Below are 16,467 nucleotides of genomic sequence, written 5' to 3'. Positions count from 1 at the left end.
TGGTTTTAACCTTGAGAGAGACCAATAAAGGTGACACCAATAACTCCTGCCTCATGCATGGAGCGGAAAGGTGAAACCACCAGTAACCAAGAGGACTGGACTATGGCACGGAAAAAGCCCACAAAAAAAGCGAAAGCAGGTAATGAAGGCCCTGATTTTTCCTATCTTGGAAGTAAGGATGAATCCCCCGATGAACGCACCGTCGAATCCCGCCGACGACTTCGGGAAATGATGAATACTCAGATTGAGGAGTACCTGGCCAAGGGAGGCAAAATTCAGGAAATCCCTTCTAATGTCATTTCTGACCCGCCCAAAAAGCCCGAATCTAACTACGGTAACCGACCGATCTGACACCTTTTCCACATATTCAGATTCCGTCTTACCGACAAAGCCCGCGAACCGCGGGCTTTTTTAATGGCAAATGAAAAGCGAAGATTAAACCACTGAAATAAGCGACTGCTCGCCAGCCATACTTTCTTTCAACTCGCCAATCGCTTCCAGAGTCAGACCATGACGATGGGCAGCTTCATGCAGCGCATCCTCAAAATCAGGGGACACGGCTACCAGCAAACCTCCACTGGTTTGAGGATCACAGAACAACTGCTTCTGACGTTCGGTCAGCTCAGATAGTTTATCCCCATAGCTCGCATGGTTTCGGCCAGTACCTCCAGGCACACACCCTAACTGACGATAGTACTCTACTTCCGGCAGCAGAGGGACAGCGTTTTCTTCGATCACTGCGCTTACGCCACTCCCCTCACAAATCTCCAACAAATGACCCAGGAAGCCAAAGCCAGTCACATCGGTAATGGCAGACACACCGGGAATCCTGGCAAAGTCAGCGCCCGGCTTATTCATAGTGCACATGGCGTCACGAGCAATATGGGTATGTTCAGGGGCGATTTTCTTCTTTTTCTCAGCTGTTGTGAGAATACCGATACCCAGAGGCTTAGTCAGGAAAAGCTTATCTCCGGCCCTGGCCGTATCGTTCTGTTTCATATTTTCCAGAGGAACGCGACCAGTCACAGCCAAGCCAAAAATCGGCTCCGGTGCATCAATGCTGTGACCACCAGCCAGAGGAATACCGGCTTCGAGACAGGCCTGACGACCACCATCCACAACCTTGCGAGCCACATCTGGCCCCAGCTTATCAACAGGCCAGCCCAGAATCGCTATGGCCATCATGGGGGTACCGCCCATGGCATAAATATCGCTGATCGCGTTTGTTGCGGCGATTCGCCCAAAATCAAACGGGTCATCCACAATCGGCATAAAGAAATCAGTTGTGCTGATTACGCCTTCGCCATTGCCCATATCAAAAACGGCAGCGTCGTCCTTAGATGCGTTGCCTACCAGCAGGCCGGGAAAATCGGGCAGTTTCAGATCGCTTTTAAGAATCTGGTCGAGAACCTGAGGAGAAATCTTACAGCCACAACCAGCACCGTGACTGTATTCAGTGAGCTTGATATCACTCATATAGGAAAACCTTAAATGGAGGCCCCGTTCAAAAGGGGGCGAGGCCATCCACTCTAACCATCAAAGAGGCTTTCTGCCAGTGGTGATGACTCTTACAAAGCCCCAGAATCTGGCATTTTCATTAAGAAAATGTTGCCTTACCTGCTCTACTGTCTCTGCATTGTAACCATGCTTCAAAAACACAGGAGTCAACTGCAACAATGACAGGTGCCTCATCTTCGCTTCACTGCTCTGTCCTCTGGCGAAGGGAGAAAAGCTATGGGCATTCGCATCCACCAAACCGGCATCTTCAAAGTAGAATATATTTTTATATCCAGAATGGAACGACAGATGGCCGTATTCCTCCAGTGTACTTATAAGGTTCTGCATGGTTGTATTTAGGACAGCATCATCAGTAAGGCGCTGATAAGGTACGCCATAGGGAAGAATAGCAATATCCTCCACCATCAAAATCCCACCGGGTTTCAAGGCCCCGGCAAGAGAGTGAACAACCTCCTCCCTTTCAGGGATGTGCATCAGAACATCCCGGGCAAAAATGAAATCGTACTTAGCCTCGGGCAGAGGGTCTGTAACCAGATTCTTCTTCAGTATGTGGACATTGGGCTTATCGATTTCCTCAAGGAAAACAGTTTCCATATCCAGCGCATCAACCTGACCATCCGGGCCAACCTTGTCCGACAGCCAGCGAGTCACGCCACCCAGACCAGCCCCTGCGTCAAGGCATGTCCAGCCTTTCTGGATACTGGCCTGCTCCAGCTGTTGAAAGGTGTAGGGGTTGGAGTAGTCCTCCAGCAGCTGCAGTCTTTCCCTTGCCTTTTCCCACTGATTACTCAGTGCGTACTGCCCATCGGCCCACAGGTGTCCGACGGTCAGAAGCATGGATGCGGCAAAAGCCGAACCAAGAGCAATACCTTTGCGCACAAATCCAGAACGATGCATAGGTCTTTCCTCTGTCAGAAGAGATGCAGGGGAAAAAGTAGCAGGGAAATACAAAAGACATGCGTTGTTTACCGACAATTTGTTAAATTACGGAAAAATAATAAACAAACAGGCTCCCATGCTGGCTGACCGACTTGTTTTCCCGACAGTTATGGTGTGTGGTAACAGCAATCCAATCTGTCAGGGGCTGCACCAGTTACTGTTCTTTATGCCGGTAATCGGTTACGGATTTGCGTGGACTGGACACTTTCTGTTCGAAAAAAACAAACCAGCTACGTTCAAGTACCCATCCTGTAGTCTTCCTTGAGATTGGATAATGCTGAAAAACTTCCTTCCCGGGCGCTTTCATAAGTAACCACTTCTACCGACCTCAGGATTCCCCCCGACATTTCCAGTCGATATTCTCTATAGCATGTGTAATGCTTTTTTCAGTTTTGATATTTATCATAGATTTTTACCTTCAGCTGCTGTTATAAATCGCCTCCTCAGCATTGCCACTCAACTATGGACACACAAAAATCCAAGAAAATGTGGCAGAAGATTCTCTTAACATAAATAACCGTGAACGAAACATGTCCATATCAAGGCATGAAGTGTTTGGGCATTTCCACGGTAAAGAGTACCTGTGATGTGTAAAGGCGATTTTTTCGTCTCCAGCACCCAAGGTGTTAAAACTTATGAATCCATTAAAAGCACATGAAATTCGCGGAACCTGGGCGCCTCTGTTTCTGCAAATAAAGGAACAGGGCGTTGTGGATTTCGGATTTGTCGACGAGGAAGTCGCAAAAATCAGTTCCTCTGGCGTGAGTGGTGTGTATGCCGGTACCAACTCCAGCGAGTTTTTTAACCTCACATTTACTGAATACTGCCGTTTAATCGAGCGGTTTGCGGCCTCCTGCCAGCGCTACGGCATTGCTTACCAGATTGGTGCCTGCCATGCGCACCCTTATGAAAGTCTCGAGCGCGTAGCTGTAGCGGCCGACCATGCACCTGCTGCCATCCAGCTTGTTCTCCCGGACTGGGTAGAAACCGGGGAACGAGGCCTGATGCGTTTTTTAAAAGGCTGTGCAAAAAATGCCCGGGGCTGTGGCCTGATTCTGTTTACGCCCCCGAATGCAAAAGCCCGCCTTACACCTGAGCAGTACCTCTGCCTGACCACGGAAGTACCAGAGATTGTTGCCATCAGTACAACGCCAACAGGTGATGAATGGTACGAGGCCATGCAGCCTGTCATGGAAAAAGTGAGTGTGATGGTGCCTGGCCAGCAGCTGGCAACCGGCCTGTCCAGAGGTGCCCACGGTTCCTGCTCCAGTATTGCAGGCATGAACCCCTATGCAGCACAGCTCTGGAATGAATTGATCGACAAAGACATAGAAGCAGGGCTCGAGCTTGAAGCGCGGATTCAACAGTTTATGCAGACGTGCATCATGCCATTAATCACAGAGCATAAATACCCTCGCCATGCCTGCAGCAAATTTATGGCTGTTGCATCCGGATGGTGTGAAGGTCTTCACCAGCGCCTGCGCTGGCCTTACTCCTGGGTTGAAGATGAGCATCTCAAAACTGTGCGCATATGCGGTAAAGAGCTGATCCCCGAATTTTTCGAGCATATCAGTGTTGATTCGGAAGAGGCCGCCTGAAACGATAGAGCAATCCTACCCGAAAAGGGGGCAACGAAGTGGCTGAACGAAGAGTAAGCTGGGTTTCCCCCTATACCCCGTATTGACATCCTACTGGTAACCTCCTGAACCGTTATCTACATAACGGCAACAGGCTGACATGCTTAAAAATGCACCCTTCCTCCTGAAAGCAGCAGCTTTTGCTGTTTCCAGTGCGCTCCTCTCTTCTGCTGCCACTGCAGCAACCGTTGATTTCCGTGTGATCGAAACCACTGATCTGCACTCTAACGCTCTTGATTACGACTTCTACAAGGATCGCTCCACGACCCGTTTTGGTCTGGTGCGTGCTGCAACTCTGGTAAAAGAAGCTCGTGCTGAAGCAACCAACAGTGTTCTGGTTGATAACGGAGACCTGCTACAGGGCTCTCCGATGGGCGACTGGCAGGCCTCTATCGGCCTGAAAGAGGGTGACGTTCACCCTATGTACAAGATCATGAACGCCATGCATTACGATGTGGGCAACCTGGGTAACCATGATTTCAACTACGGTCTGAAATTCCAGCGCATTGCGCTGGACGGTGCCAGGTTCCCCTACATCAACGCCAACGTGCACAAGGTTGGTACTGGCGAGAACCTGCTGCCTCCTTACTACATCAAAGAGATGCAGGTTAAGGATAAAGAGGGCAAAACCGAAACCCTGAAAGTTGGTTTCATCGGTTTTGTTCCCCCACAAATCATGCAGTGGGACCGTAAGAATCTGGAAGGCAAAGTGACTGTTGCAGATATCACTGCAACTGCTCGCGTTATGGTGCCAAAGATGAAGGCAGAGGGTGCAGATATCGTTGTCGCCATTCCTCACTCCGGCCTGAGTGCAGACCCTTACAAAGCCATGGCTGAAAACTCCGTGTACTACCTCTCCAAGGTACCTGGCATCGACGCTATCATGTTCGGTCACAGCCACGGCGTATTCCCAAGCAAGAACTTCGCAAATATTCCTGGCATTGATCTGGAAGCCGGTACCGTAAACGGTGTGCCTGCGGTTATGCCTGGTCACTTCGGCAGCCACATTGGCGTCATCGACCTGACTCTGGACAACAGCAGCGGCAGCTGGAAAGTTGTTTCCACCAAAACGGAAGCCCGTGCTGTTGCCAAGCTGGATGGCAGCCCTCTGGTAGAGCGCGATGAAGATCTGGCCAAGCTGGTTGCCGGTGACAAGAAGTCTACCCGTGACTATGTGAACCAGCCAATCGGTAAAGCTGACGACGTTATGTACAGCTACCTGTCTCTGGTTCAGGATGATCCGACCATCCAGATCGTGAACAAGGCCCAGATCGATTACGTACAGCAGTTCATCCAGGGCGACCCTGATCTGGCAGATCTGCCTGTTCTGGGCGCAGCTGCGCCATTCAAGGCGGGCGGCCGTAAGAACGATCCAACCAACTACACCGAAGTTGAGTCCGGCGTACTGTCCTTCAAGAACGCGTCTGACCTGTACCTGTACCCCAACACCCTGGTTGCCATGAAGGTGAGCGGTGCCGATGTACGTGAGTGGCTGGAGCGTTCCGCCGGTCAGTTCAATCAGATTGACCCTGGCTCTACCGAGCGTCAGGAACTGCTGAACTGGGATACCTTCCGTACCTACAACTTCGACGTAATCGACGGTGTAAACTATCAGGTCGATCTCACTCAACCTTCCCGCTACAACGAGAAGGGAGAAGTTGTTCACAAGAACGCTCATCGTATCCAGCAGCTGACCTTCGACGGTAAGCCTGTTAAAGACGATCAGGTATTTCTGGTAGCTACCAACAACTACCGTGCCTTTGGCGGCGGCGCCTTCCCCGGTATCACCGCTGAGAAGGTTGCGTTCCCTGCTCCCGACGAAACCCGTTCCATTCTGGCGGATTACATCGCCAAGACCACCAAGGAACAGGGCACCGTTAAGCCTTCGGCAGACAACAACTGGCACTTTGCTCCTATCAAAACGGATAAGAAGCTGGACATCGTTTTTGAAACTGCAACATCCCAGAAAGCTGCAGACTTCATCAAGGAGCGTGCGCAATATCCTGTTGAACGTGTGGGTACCGATGCCGCTGGCTTTGCCGTATACAGCATCGACCTGACCAGTCACTGATCCTGCTGATGTCACTTTGATGTGATCGTAAAAACGGGCTCAATTCTTTGGAATTGAGCCCGTTTTCACAGGAATTTGCAGGAGTTTTCTGGCTCAGTCAGACCCGGTGGTCAGTGAGGATTTCTATACAGAGAGATATCCAGAGCTAACTTTCTAATACTGTGTTTATGTCGTATAAAAACAAGGGCAGTGATGGCATGATAGTGGCTGGCTTTTCAGGCGTGCTCTTAACTCTTCGCCATTCATGACTTGCCCTTGCTGTACATCGCTCTTCGCCATTGCAACCATTTTCAGAAGTGCGACAGCCTCCTCTCGACGTTCATAATCCTCAAAAGACTCAACCACATACTTCGGTGTTCCATTCTGCGTCACAATCAGTCCACCACCTTCAACATCAAGATTGGCAGTATTCAGTTCGATCAGTTCACAAGTCAATTCTCAAGATGAACCGACAGCACACACAAGAAAGGAGGCCGAAGCCTCCTTTCTTATATCTCACTAAGCAGCATCAGTGCTGTGTACGCTGACGCAGCGCCTCAAACAGGCAGATACCTGTAGCCACAGACACGTTCAGGCTGCTCACAGAACCCACCATGGGAATGTGCACCAGCGCATCGCAGTGCTCGCGGGTTAGACGACGCAGACCTTTACCTTCTGCGCCCATCACAATCGCCATCGGGCCGTTCAGGTCGGTGCTGTAGATATTGCTGCTGGCTTCACCGGCGGCGCCAATCAGCCAGACACCGCGCTCCTGAAGCTCACGCATGGTGCGGGCGAGGTTGGTTACGGTAATCAGCGGAACGTTCTCTGCCGCACCACAGGCCACTTTACGGGCGATGGAGTTCAGCGGTGCAGATTTATCCCGCGCCACAATCACAGCCTGAACGCCTGCGGCATCGGCGGAGCGCATGCAGGCACCGAGGTTATGGGGATCGGTTACGCTGTCCAGAATCAGCAGGAACGGAGGCTGATCCAGATTATCCAGCAGGCTGTAGAGATCGTTCTCACGGTACACCTTTGCTGCACGCACCAGAGCTACCACACCCTGATGCACACCATCGGCCTTGCGATCAATGCGCTCACGATCTACAAACTTCACCGGAATACCGGTTTCGCGCGCCTGCTCAATGAGTTTTTCCAGACGGCTGCCACGGCGGCCTTTCTGAAACCAGATTTCCATAATCTGGTCGGGATGACTTTCCAGCAGTGCCTGTACTGCGTGAACACCAAAGGAAATATCGTTGTCAGTCATTCACTTCTACTCCGCCTGACGAATCTGGTGAAACATCAGGCATTCAACATCAAATCATTTCTTAACAGGACGCTTGCGAGGCTTGCGAGTCGTTTTCTTAACGGGTTTGGACGCAGGTTTCACTGCGGGCTTAGTAGCCGCCTTGGTGGTTGTCTGCTTTCTACGAGACACGCGCCTGGCTTTATCCTTGCGCACCTTCTTCGTGGTCTTTGGCTTTTTGCCTTTGGCCTTTTTACTCGCAGGCGCGCGGCTTTCCCAGGCGTCGTCTTCTTTTTTGGCCGAACGACGGCGTGAGGTTTTTTCTTCTGTCTCGAGCACATTCGGGCGAGGCTTACGACCTGTAGAGCGGCGAGCCTGTGCGCGGTCACGTTCGTTGTCCCGACCTTTGCCACGACCAGCAGCGCGTCGGCGGCCACTGCGTGTGGCCATAGGTGCACCTGCCATCTCGAAGTCGATGGTTTTCTCTTCCAGATCCACACGCACAACCTGTACGGTCATACGGTCACCCAGCTGGAAGCGGGTAGCGGTTTTCTCGCCCATCAAACGCTGGTGCGCCTGCTCGAAGTGATAGTAATCACCGGGCAGAGTGCTGATATGCACAAGGCCGGTAACGAAAATATCAGTCAGCTCCACGAACAGGCCAAAACCAGTCACCGTAGCAATCACACCTTCATAGGTTTCCCCAAGGTGGTTCTGCATGTACTCGCATTTGAGCCAGTCGGTTACATCGCGAGTCGCGTCATCGGCACGGCGCTCGGTGAGGGAGCAGTGTTCCCCCAGAGCCATCATAGATTCTGTGTCGTAAGGGAAGATCGCCTTCTTGGTAAGCGGCTTAGCACCTTCCACACGTTTCACATGCCTGGAGGCTTTGCTGGAGCGGATCACATGGCGAATAGCCCGATGCACCAGCAAATCCGGATAACGCCGAATCGGCGAGGTGAAGTGAGCATATGCGTTATATGCCAAACCAAAGTGGCCAGTGTTTTCCGGATCATACACAGCCTGACTCAGCGAGCGCAGCATCATAATCTGGATAACGTGGGCGTCCGGACGATCAGCAATGCTGCTTAGCAGGTGCTGATAATCCTTTGGCGTTGGTTTGCTGCGACCGGGCAGACTTAAACCCAGTTCACCCAGAAAGTTGTGGAGGTTCTCCAGCTTCTTGTCGGTGGGGCCTTCATGCACCCGATAAAGAGCTGGCAGTTCATGTTTCTCAAGGAACCTGGCCGTCGCCACGTTGGCGCACAGCATGCACTCTTCAATCAGCTTGTGAGCATCATTCCGGTAGGTGGGAACGATTTTGTCGATCTTGCGATTGGCACCGAAAACGATTTGAGTTTCGGTGGTTTCAAAATCAATGGCACCACGATCATCCCGCACCGCCCGCAGGGCGTGATACAGACGATAGAGTTCGTCTACATGGGGAACAACATCGACGTACTGTTTGCGCAGCTCTGCACCGTCTTCCCGTTCAGGATATTCCAGCATGGCACCGACTTTGGTGTAGGTCAGCCGCGCATGGGACTGAATCAAACCTTCGTAAAACTCGTAGCCACTGAGCTTGCCCTTGGCGCTGATGGTCATTTCGCACACCATCGCCAGACGATCCACATGGGGGTTCAGGGAGCACAGGCCGTTAGACAATACTTCCGGCAACATCGGCACAACATAGCCGGGGAAGTACACAGAATTACCACGATTGTGGGCTTCCAGATCCAGTGCGGAGCCGGGTTTCACATAGTGAGATACATCGGCAATGGCTACGAACAGGCGCCAGCCGCCAGACTTCTTTTTCTCCGCATACACGGCATCATCAAAGTCCCGGGCGTCTTCACCGTCGATAGTCACAAACGGCACGGCGCGCATATCCACACGGTGTTGTTTATCCGCTGCCGCCACTTCTGGCTTAAAGCGTTTCACCGCATTGAGAACATTTTTGGGCCATTCGTGGGGAATGTCGTGGCTGCGCACGGCGATATCAATCTCCATGCCCGCATCCATACGATCACCGAGAATCTCGCGAATGATACCAATGGCCATGTGGCGGCGGGTGGGATATTCCTTGATATCCACCAGCACAATCTGGCCTTCCGTGGGAGCGAGCGCGCCGGGCTCGATGACCACATCATTGGTCATCCGCTTCCCCTCCGGGGTCACAAAGCCCAGACCATCTTCTTCGTGGTAGGCACCCACAATCTGGGTCACGCTGCGTTCCAGAATATCCACAACAGCGCAGAAACGACGACCACGGGAGTCTACGTCCGTTTCCCGTACAACAACTCTGTCGCCGTCGTACAGCTCTTTCATCTGACGCGCGGTGAGGAACAGGTCGTCTCCACCCTCCGCTGGCAAAACAAAACCGAAACCGTCCCGGTGACCCTGAACCTTACCGACGATAAGATCCATTTTGTCTATAAGACCAAAGGCTCCCTTACGGGTTTGAATCAACTGCCCATCCCGCACCATGGCAATCAGACGCCGCCTTAACCCTTCCTGCTCGCCTTCATCCGTCAGACCAAACTCCTCCACCAATACCTCATAGCGCGCCGGTGCGCCGCGATTTTCAAGGTGCTGGGAGATCAGAGCTCTGCTGGGAACAGGGTTTTCATATTTGCTGGCCTCAAGGCCGGCATCGGGGTCATCAGACCGCCAGGATGTGGACATGTTTTTCCTTAAGTCAATCGTTCTGTTGCCAAGTATACGCCTGTGGCGAGGTTCAAGCGATGAAGCCACGGCTTTTGATGCAACTTTAGTCACATTCCCAGAGCCTTTTGACTAACAGAGTGGTCATAGATGTGCCTAACACTCCTGTTACTAAACTTCCCCAGCCGACCAACCTCTAAGACTACGAGGGAAAAGTTGCAAAGAATCAGGGAGGCTTACATGAGCATCGTACTGGGATCCATTCAGAATCATGAGTCACAAACACCATGCACTGAGTCTGGCAAGTTTGAGAGTCAATCGACACCATGGCAGAAGATGTTCGCACAGGTTGCTTCCTTCGCCTCTTATCCGGGAGATAGAGCGACGACAGGCCTGCTCACCCGGGTATGTCATGCCATCAACCCCGTTATTCAACTTCAGCACCTGTTCAGACAGGCAGAGCGCTTCTGCATAAAGCTGGAAAACACAGGCGGACGCATTTGGCAGAACCACCTCAAACAAGCCACCCCCGGAAAACTTCAAACGACATGGGCCTTCAGCAGCGTACTCGCTATCAAGGCAGTGCTGACCGTAAAGCAGCTTGTTATCAATGAGACTATAGAGTGCATTGATCCCACAAATCTGGCCGACCACTTTGGCTTGGTGGGCTGCAACCCTATTCCCGATCACTATTACACCCATGGAGACTGTCACCGGTTTTCCTGTGTTATTCTCGGAGGGAATGGCCTTAAGCCCTATGCAACGGCTGATAATATTTATGAGATTAAAGGCCGCTTCGCGGTGCTTCAGTTTCTGTATTCGTTATTTAGATAACAACAAAAGGTGGTGCAATGCCCTACGAACTCTGGCCCGCACTGGTTGCCCTGACTCTGCTCACCATGGCACCCGGTGCGGACACACTGATTATCATGCGTAACACAAGCCGGGGCGGAATGATTGATGGCACAATAACCAGCCTGGGCATCTGCTCAGGCTTGTTTCTTCATGCGCTGGTTTCTGCTGCGGGCATCTCCGTTATTCTTCTGCAATCCGCTACGGCGTTCAGCTTTTTGAAGCTGGCCGGGGCAGGCTATCTGGTCTGGTTAGGGTTAGGCAACCTCAAACAAGCCTGGCGAGGAAAAGCCAGCCTGATTGCTGGACGGGTGAACGATCATTCTTTCTCTGTCTGGCAGTCGTTTCGAGAAGGTTTTCTGTCCAATGTTTTGAATCCCAAAACTGTCGTCTTTTATATGGCGTTTCTGCCACAGTTTATCGACCCGCAAGACTCTGCTGTGGTGCAGTCTCTGACACTGGCCGGATTGCACTTTGTGATCGCCATGATCTGGCAAACGCTGATTGCCGCCATGATTCATCGTGCCAGGGACTGGCTGGCGAAGCCATCGGTCAATCGCGCTTTCAATGGCGTTACCGGTGCACTGCTTGTTAGCCTTGGGGCAGGTTTGGCGATAACGAGAAAAATCAATGTCTAAAGTGATTCGAGAAGGGAACATCACTGTGTAGAGTTTTACTAATCACTCCGTTAGCCCTGCCACCATAACGCCTCATCCATGGAAATTTAACAGCCGAAAACATGTCTCACTTGCACAGATCAGTCATTTTATGTCTTTAGGAGGCAGGTGGTGTTAGCAGGTACACAAGCAAACAGAAGTTTTACTCAAGATTATGAATCCAACTCAGGAGTTGTGGACAATATACCGGCTCAACCTCCTTCAGCAGCATCATATATCCCCCCTGCAACAGAGCTTTCACGAAGGCCTCTTGATGAATTCAGGTGCTCACACTGGAAAAAACCCCTCACCCTCAGCCCACTTATTGGCCGGTGTGTGCAAACTTCTATAGCAGGCCAGCAACAGCTGGCAAACACTTTAGCAAAGGCTGCGCTGCAATTTTTAGAGTGTTTCCCAGCGATCTCGGCGTACGATCAGGATAGCCATGTCCCTCACCTTTTGAAGAAGTTGTTTATAAACGATGGTGATATTGAGGAAAGCCACGAAGAGATTCTGGATTCATTACTTCAAGCCCATACAGAGAGTCGCTTACTACAGGACCATATGTACATTCTGTTGCCACTGCTTTTGAAAACCGCTCCATCAGAACGATTTTTAGAGGTTGTAAAAAAGCATCCAAGCCTGTTGCCGTACGGGGAACACCTATCTCCTGTTCAGGCACATTATTATTTATTGATTGACACTATTCGAGACTTAATGACAGCTAAAGGCTTCGACGATAAAGCTATCCGGAAACTCATCTCTGAGTTTGGTGGTGACAATGATTTTAAAAACCTAATGCAAGTTATCGAAGATCTTGAGTCTAGTTCGCCACCCACCTTCAAAACAGATTTTGAGAAAAGTATTTGTATTCTCGGCAATCTGATGCATTTGTACAGAGAACTGGAACAGGCCCATCGCCTTGAAAAAGAAGGAGTTCCAACAAGTAGCAAATGGGCGCCTTTAAGCATGAGTTCTGTTTTAGTTACAAGCCAGATAGACGATTCAGACGTCAGGCAAAAGGTGAAACAAGGCCACAAATACACATCGGCAATTGCACATGGTATGTGTATTCCACATTTTAAATTAAGAAGTCTTTTAGATGAGTATCCAAGGTGGTTTGGCCTCGAACATTATTGTACGCCTAATAAGCTATCCACAATTTCCCCTGATCACTATCTGGAACTTATGAAAAGCAATGCAGAGGTTCCACAGCACTCGGCTCTTGTGAACATAGGCCTTGGAGATCATGTTAATGCAGTAAAGTGTGAAACTTTCTTTAACCGGATGCTCTCCAGACGACGTCCACATCCACCAGGTCCTTCTTTTGCTACCGTGATGCGCTCTAAAAGAAAGACGAGTCCTAAGCGCTTAGGGACACAGAAAAAAGCAACCGTGGAAAGCAAATATAATCTGCGCAGCCGCAGGCTAGCCCTTAAGGCAGACCCTCTATAAATAGGCAACCCCTTCTTGGCTTTGCTCAATGAGTCAATGGTATGACCGTTACACTGTTTGTTAGCCTTGGGGCAGGTTTGGCGATAACGAGAAAAATTAATGTCTAAGGTTATTCTGGAAGGGCACATCATTGTGCCAGAAGCGGATTTGGCACTTGTAATGCGAGAGCTTCCTGTTCATATTCGCAACACCCGAGAAGAAGACGGCTGCCTTGTGTTTCGAGTTTCGCAGGATGAAAACCTGACCAACAAATTTCACGTTTATGAAGAGTTCAGAGATAAAGTCGCGTTCACACTCCATCAGGAAAGGGTGCAAAGCTCTCGCTGGGGCGAAGTTGCAGCTAACGTACAACGGTATTATCGAATCAGATAAGAACACCGTATAGAACAAAGGCTCCCAAAGGAGCCTTTGCCAGCGTGCTCTTAAGCGATGCGCTTAGGCATCGAAAGAGTGGCGCAGAGTGATGGTTTCAACACGGTCCGGGCCAGTGGAGATGATGTCCACTGGAGCACCGATGATTTCTTCCACACGCTTGATATAAGCACGGGCGTTTGCAGGCAGCTCTTCCAGAGTCCTGGCACCGAAGGTGGACTCGCTCCAGCCTGGCATTTCTTCGTAAACCGGGGTGATTTCTTCCCACTCTTCCGCATCGTTAGGCGTTACAATCTCTTCGCCTGCAGCGTTGGTGTAGCTGGTGCACACCTTAACGGTTTCCAGACCATCCAGAACATCAAGCTTGGTCAGGCAGATGCCAGACACGCTGTTGATCTGTACGGACTGACGCAGAGCCACAGCGTCCAGCCAGCCACAACGACGGGGACGGCCAGTGGTGGCACCAAACTCGTTACCCTGCTTGGCCAGATGCGCGCCAACTTCATCAAACAGTTCCGTTGGGAAAGGACCGGAGCCAACACGGGTGGTGTAAGCCTTGGTGATACCCAGAACATAATCCAGATACAGAGGGCCGAAACCGGAACCAGTCGCAACGCCACCGGCAGTCGTGTTGGAAGAGGTTACGAATGGATAGGTACCGTGGTCGATATCCAGCAGAGAACCCTGTGCACCTTCAAACAGGATGTTCTCACCGTTCTTGCGCATGTCGTGCAGGCTGTCGGTGACGCGATCAACCATAGGCAGGATCTGACGGCCCCACTCCAGCGCTTTCTCCAGAGTCTCTTCGTAGTTTACAGGCTCGGCCTTGTAGTAGTTTTCCAGCGCGAAGTTGTGATATTCCATCACTTCCTTCAGCTTGGCTGCGAAACGCTCTGGGTGCATCAGATCGCTCAGACGCAGGCCACGACGGGACACTTTGTCTTCGTACGCAGGGCCGATACCACGACCGGTCGTACCGATCTTGGCTTTACCACGGGCAGCTTCGCGAGCCTGATCCAGTGCAACGTGGTAAGGCAGAATCAGCGGGCAGGCCGGGCTCAGACGCAGGCGGTCACGCACAGGTACGCCACGCTCTTCCAGCTCGGCCATTTCCTTCAGCAATGCGTCAGGAGCCAGTACCACACCATTGCCGATGTAGCAGGTTACGTTCTCACGCAGGATGCCTGATGGAATCAGGTGCAGAACGGTTTTCTCACCGTTGATTACCAGTGTGTGCCCGGCGTTATGACCGCCCTGGAAACGCACAACAGCAGACGCCTGATCGGTCAGCAGGTCAACAATCTTGCCCTTGCCTTCATCACCCCACTGGGTGCCCAGAATGACTACGTTCTTACCCATCACTTCATCTCGGTAAAAAAAAAACCGATTGCCCCAACCGTTGAGTTGATAGCATCCGCTTCTGCCAGAAATGGCGTTGGTTGACTGCCTCTTCGGGATTGTCTTACCAATCCGTAGAAACAACCTTCCAGTTTCCACTCACATTTTTCAGTACCCGATCAAAACCTTCCGTTTCGTCAGATAGCTGATGAATCACACGCTCACCTTGAGCGCGCAACTGTCGAACAATATCCGGACTTGAATCCGCTGGAGCCAGAATGGCTCCTTTCGCTCCCGCCTCTTCCGATGGCTTATCAAAAGAGCCAAGGCGTAATAAAACTTTCAGGTCTGCACTGAAACCTGTTGCGGGTCGGGCACGGCCAAAAGCTTCCCCGACTCCGTCGTAACGGCCGCCCTTTGCAACCGCCTGCCCCTCACCGGGCACATAGGCTGCAAATACGACACCCGTATGGTAGTTGTAACCACGCAGCTCCCCCAGATCAAAGTAGAGGGCAATGGCTGGGTAACGTGCCTTCACGTCTCTGGCTAACTCTTCCAGAACATTGATAGCGTTCTGGACAGCAGCCGGAGCCTGAGCCAGCACTGTTCGTGCTTTCTCCAGCACGGACAGGTCACCACACAGTTCGGGCAAAGCCATAAGCATGGCAGCAGCATCTTTGTTGGAAGCTCCGGCGATCAGAGCCTCCATCACGCCAAGATCCTTGCGCTGCAAGGCATCAAACAAATCTTTTTCCGTTTCCTGATTCAGCCCGGCCATATTCACCAGCTGACGGAATATATCCACATGGCCAAGGTCAACAGAAGGCTGGCAGATACCAGACAAGGCCAGTGTTTCCAGCATCAGGGAAATCACTTCCAGATCGCTCGCGATACCGGAGTGTCCGTAAAGCTCCGCACCCATTTGAATCGGTGTGCGAGATGCCGTCAGCGTTGCCGGGCGTGTATGAAACACGCTGCCTGCGTAACACAGGCGGACAGGGCCATCCTGTCGCAGCGTGTGGGCATCCATCCGGGCTACAGCCGGGGTGGTATCCGCACGTAAGCCAAGGGTTCGACCTGATAACTGATCAGTCACTTTGAAAGTCATCAGGTCGAGATCACTGCCAGAACCGGCAGCCAGAGATTCAAGAAATTCGATATGAGGAGGGATAACCAGCTCGTACCCCCAGGAGGCGTACAGATCCAGCATATCACGGCGCAGGTGCTCAACCTTCCAGGCTTCGGGCGGGAGCACTTCTTCAATACCATCTGGCAACAACCAGCGATCCGCTATCGTCATATTCCCCGTCTCTCGTTTGCTCTGGCTTTCTTGGAGCCTTTTTCTATTTGCTAGTCAGCAGCTAGCGTATGAAGTACAGCAATAAGGTGCCAATAAGCATACTGGCCAGCCCTGTCATTCTCAGGCTGCGGTCATCCACCTGTGCCAGCCGGGCTATGAGCCGTCGCCATCTTTGTGGGTACAGAAAAGGAATTATGCCTTCCAATACCATCATCAAACAGATTGCTACGCCCAGTTCCTGCCAGAACGTCATGAATGCCCCACTTGGCTGCCCTACACACGAAAAAACCGGGCCCCTCGGACCCGGTTTGCGAAATTATACCACTGTGATGTAGTTCAGTTAACTGTAAGCACAGTGTATTTTTCACCTCAAGAGTGTGCTGCCTCATCCAAACAGTGTCGCCTTACTCCTACTGAAAAGCGGGCGACACTAT

General features: G+C 51.5%; 16 protein-coding genes. 8 read left to right on the top strand and 8 right to left on the bottom strand.

Features of this window, described 5'->3' with window-relative positions; translation table 11 throughout:
• Positions 1-102: 102 nt before the first annotated feature.
• Positions 103-351, top strand: a complete 249-nt coding sequence (locus tag E1189_RS12895; RefSeq protein ID WP_155160734.1) for a hypothetical protein — start codon at positions 103-105, stop codon at positions 349-351.
• An 84-nt stretch (positions 352-435) separates the two neighbouring features.
• Here the strand turns inward: E1189_RS12895 and selD are convergent, their stop codons facing one another.
• On the bottom strand, positions 436-1,476 hold the full coding sequence (gene selD / locus E1189_RS12890; RefSeq protein ID WP_155160733.1) for a selenide, water dikinase SelD: 1,041 nt from the start codon (positions 1,474-1,476) through the stop codon (positions 436-438).
• 60 nt (positions 1,477-1,536) lie between these two features.
• Positions 1,537-2,415, bottom strand: coding sequence for a class I SAM-dependent methyltransferase (locus E1189_RS12885; protein ID WP_155160732.1), 879 nt, complete (start codon positions 2,413-2,415; stop codon positions 1,537-1,539).
• Between E1189_RS12885 and E1189_RS26255 the strand changes: the two genes are divergently transcribed.
• The 3 genes from E1189_RS26255 (at position 2,354) to E1189_RS12870 (ending at position 6,165) form a co-directional block, all read left to right on the top strand.
• Positions 2,354-2,722 carry an Mpo1-like protein gene (locus tag E1189_RS26255; protein ID WP_408014729.1) on the top strand — a complete coding sequence of 123 codons (369 nt, stop codon included), beginning with the start codon at positions 2,354-2,356 and terminating at the stop codon, positions 2,720-2,722. The genes E1189_RS12885 and E1189_RS26255 overlap by 62 nt on opposite strands.
• 370 nt (positions 2,723-3,092) lie before the next feature.
• On the top strand, positions 3,093-4,055 hold the full coding sequence (locus E1189_RS12875; RefSeq protein ID WP_155160730.1) for a dihydrodipicolinate synthase family protein: 963 nt from the start codon (positions 3,093-3,095) through the stop codon (positions 4,053-4,055).
• 139 nt (positions 4,056-4,194) lie between these two features.
• The gene (locus tag E1189_RS12870; RefSeq protein ID WP_155160729.1) at positions 4,195-6,165 is read left to right on the top strand and encodes a bifunctional 2',3'-cyclic-nucleotide 2'-phosphodiesterase/3'-nucleotidase; all 1,971 of its coding nucleotides are present in this window, start codon (positions 4,195-4,197) and stop codon (positions 6,163-6,165) included.
• Positions 6,166-6,330: 165 nt separating this feature from the next.
• Here E1189_RS12870 and E1189_RS12865 read toward each other — a convergent pair whose 3' ends face one another.
• The 3 genes from E1189_RS12865 to rnr all read right to left on the bottom strand — a co-directional run bounded on the left by E1189_RS12865 (position 6,331) and on the right by rnr (position 10,081).
• Positions 6,331-6,600, bottom strand: coding sequence for a type II toxin-antitoxin system prevent-host-death family antitoxin (locus tag E1189_RS12865; RefSeq protein ID WP_155160728.1), 270 nt, complete (start codon positions 6,598-6,600; stop codon positions 6,331-6,333).
• Positions 6,601-6,673: 73 nt separating this feature from the next.
• Positions 6,674-7,417 (bottom strand): 23S rRNA (guanosine(2251)-2'-O)-methyltransferase RlmB, encoded by a 744-nt coding sequence (gene rlmB, locus E1189_RS12860; RefSeq protein WP_155160727.1) that lies wholly within the window; start codon positions 7,415-7,417, stop codon positions 6,674-6,676.
• A gap of 54 nt (positions 7,418-7,471) precedes the next feature.
• Positions 7,472-10,081 (bottom strand): ribonuclease R, encoded by a 2,610-nt coding sequence (gene rnr, locus E1189_RS12855; RefSeq protein WP_155160726.1) that lies wholly within the window; start codon positions 10,079-10,081, stop codon positions 7,472-7,474.
• Between the two features lie 219 nt (positions 10,082-10,300).
• Here rnr and E1189_RS12850 point away from each other — a divergent pair, with 219 nt between their 5' ends.
• The 4 genes from E1189_RS12850 (at position 10,301) to E1189_RS12835 (ending at position 13,395) form a co-directional block, all read left to right on the top strand.
• The gene (locus tag E1189_RS12850; RefSeq protein ID WP_155160725.1) at positions 10,301-10,894 is read left to right on the top strand and encodes a hypothetical protein; all 594 of its coding nucleotides are present in this window, start codon (positions 10,301-10,303) and stop codon (positions 10,892-10,894) included.
• Between the two features lie 17 nt (positions 10,895-10,911).
• Complete coding sequence (locus tag E1189_RS12845; protein ID WP_155160724.1) at positions 10,912-11,550, top strand: LysE family translocator; 639 nt, start codon at positions 10,912-10,914, stop codon at positions 11,548-11,550.
• A 150-nt stretch (positions 11,551-11,700) separates the two neighbouring features.
• Positions 11,701-13,023 carry a hypothetical protein gene (locus tag E1189_RS12840; protein ID WP_155160723.1) on the top strand — a complete coding sequence of 441 codons (1,323 nt, stop codon included), beginning with the start codon at positions 11,701-11,703 and terminating at the stop codon, positions 13,021-13,023.
• 99 nt (positions 13,024-13,122) lie between these two features.
• On the top strand, positions 13,123-13,395 hold the full coding sequence (locus E1189_RS12835; protein ID WP_155160722.1) for a putative quinol monooxygenase: 273 nt from the start codon (positions 13,123-13,125) through the stop codon (positions 13,393-13,395).
• A 63-nt stretch (positions 13,396-13,458) separates the two neighbouring features.
• Here the strand turns inward: E1189_RS12835 and E1189_RS12830 are convergent, their stop codons facing one another.
• From E1189_RS12830 to E1189_RS12820, 3 genes are all read right to left on the bottom strand, one after another.
• Entirely contained in the window at positions 13,459-14,754 is a 1,296-nt protein-coding gene (locus tag E1189_RS12830; RefSeq protein ID WP_155160721.1) for an adenylosuccinate synthase, read from the bottom strand.
• A 103-nt stretch (positions 14,755-14,857) separates the two neighbouring features.
• On the bottom strand, positions 14,858-16,033 hold the full coding sequence (locus E1189_RS12825; RefSeq protein ID WP_155160720.1) for an ATP phosphoribosyltransferase regulatory subunit: 1,176 nt from the start codon (positions 16,031-16,033) through the stop codon (positions 14,858-14,860).
• A gap of 61 nt (positions 16,034-16,094) precedes the next feature.
• Positions 16,095-16,286 (bottom strand): DUF2065 domain-containing protein, encoded by a 192-nt coding sequence (locus E1189_RS12820; RefSeq protein WP_155160719.1) that lies wholly within the window; start codon positions 16,284-16,286, stop codon positions 16,095-16,097.
• Between the last annotated feature and the right edge of the window lie 181 nt (positions 16,287-16,467).

Source organism: Parendozoicomonas verongulae (assembly GCF_009711465.1).
GTDB classification, from domain to species: Bacteria; Pseudomonadota; Gammaproteobacteria; order Pseudomonadales; family Endozoicomonadaceae; genus Sansalvadorimonas; species Sansalvadorimonas verongulae.
This window is presented reverse-complemented; position numbering and strand designations above follow the sequence as displayed.

Bases quoted from the DNA above. Each gene is read 5' to 3' on its own strand.
- E1189_RS12895 (WP_155160734.1), top strand. From the start codon at position 103: ATGGCACGGAAAAAGCCCACAAAAAAAGCGAAAGCAGGTAATGAAGGC.
- selD (WP_155160733.1), bottom strand. From the start codon at position 1,476: ATGAGTGATATCAAGCTCACTGAATACAGTCACGGTGCTGGTTGTGGC.
- E1189_RS26255 (WP_408014729.1), top strand. From the start codon at position 2,354: ATGGATGCGGCAAAAGCCGAACCAAGAGCAATACCTTTGCGCACAAAT.
- E1189_RS12885 (WP_155160732.1), bottom strand. From the start codon at position 2,415: ATGCATCGTTCTGGATTTGTGCGCAAAGGTATTGCTCTTGGTTCGGCT.
- E1189_RS12875 (WP_155160730.1), top strand. From the start codon at position 3,093: ATGAATCCATTAAAAGCACATGAAATTCGCGGAACCTGGGCGCCTCTG.
- E1189_RS12870 (WP_155160729.1), top strand. From the start codon at position 4,195: ATGCTTAAAAATGCACCCTTCCTCCTGAAAGCAGCAGCTTTTGCTGTT.
- rlmB (WP_155160727.1), bottom strand. From the start codon at position 7,417: ATGACTGACAACGATATTTCCTTTGGTGTTCACGCAGTACAGGCACTG.
- rnr (WP_155160726.1), bottom strand. From the start codon at position 10,081: ATGTCCACATCCTGGCGGTCTGATGACCCCGATGCCGGCCTTGAGGCC.
- E1189_RS12850 (WP_155160725.1), top strand. From the start codon at position 10,301: ATGAGCATCGTACTGGGATCCATTCAGAATCATGAGTCACAAACACCA.
- E1189_RS12845 (WP_155160724.1), top strand. From the start codon at position 10,912: ATGCCCTACGAACTCTGGCCCGCACTGGTTGCCCTGACTCTGCTCACC.
- E1189_RS12835 (WP_155160722.1), top strand. From the start codon at position 13,123: ATGTCTAAGGTTATTCTGGAAGGGCACATCATTGTGCCAGAAGCGGAT.
- E1189_RS12830 (WP_155160721.1), bottom strand. From the start codon at position 14,754: ATGGGTAAGAACGTAGTCATTCTGGGCACCCAGTGGGGTGATGAAGGC.
- E1189_RS12825 (WP_155160720.1), bottom strand. From the start codon at position 16,033: ATGACGATAGCGGATCGCTGGTTGTTGCCAGATGGTATTGAAGAAGTG.
- E1189_RS12820 (WP_155160719.1), bottom strand. From the start codon at position 16,286: ATGACGTTCTGGCAGGAACTGGGCGTAGCAATCTGTTTGATGATGGTA.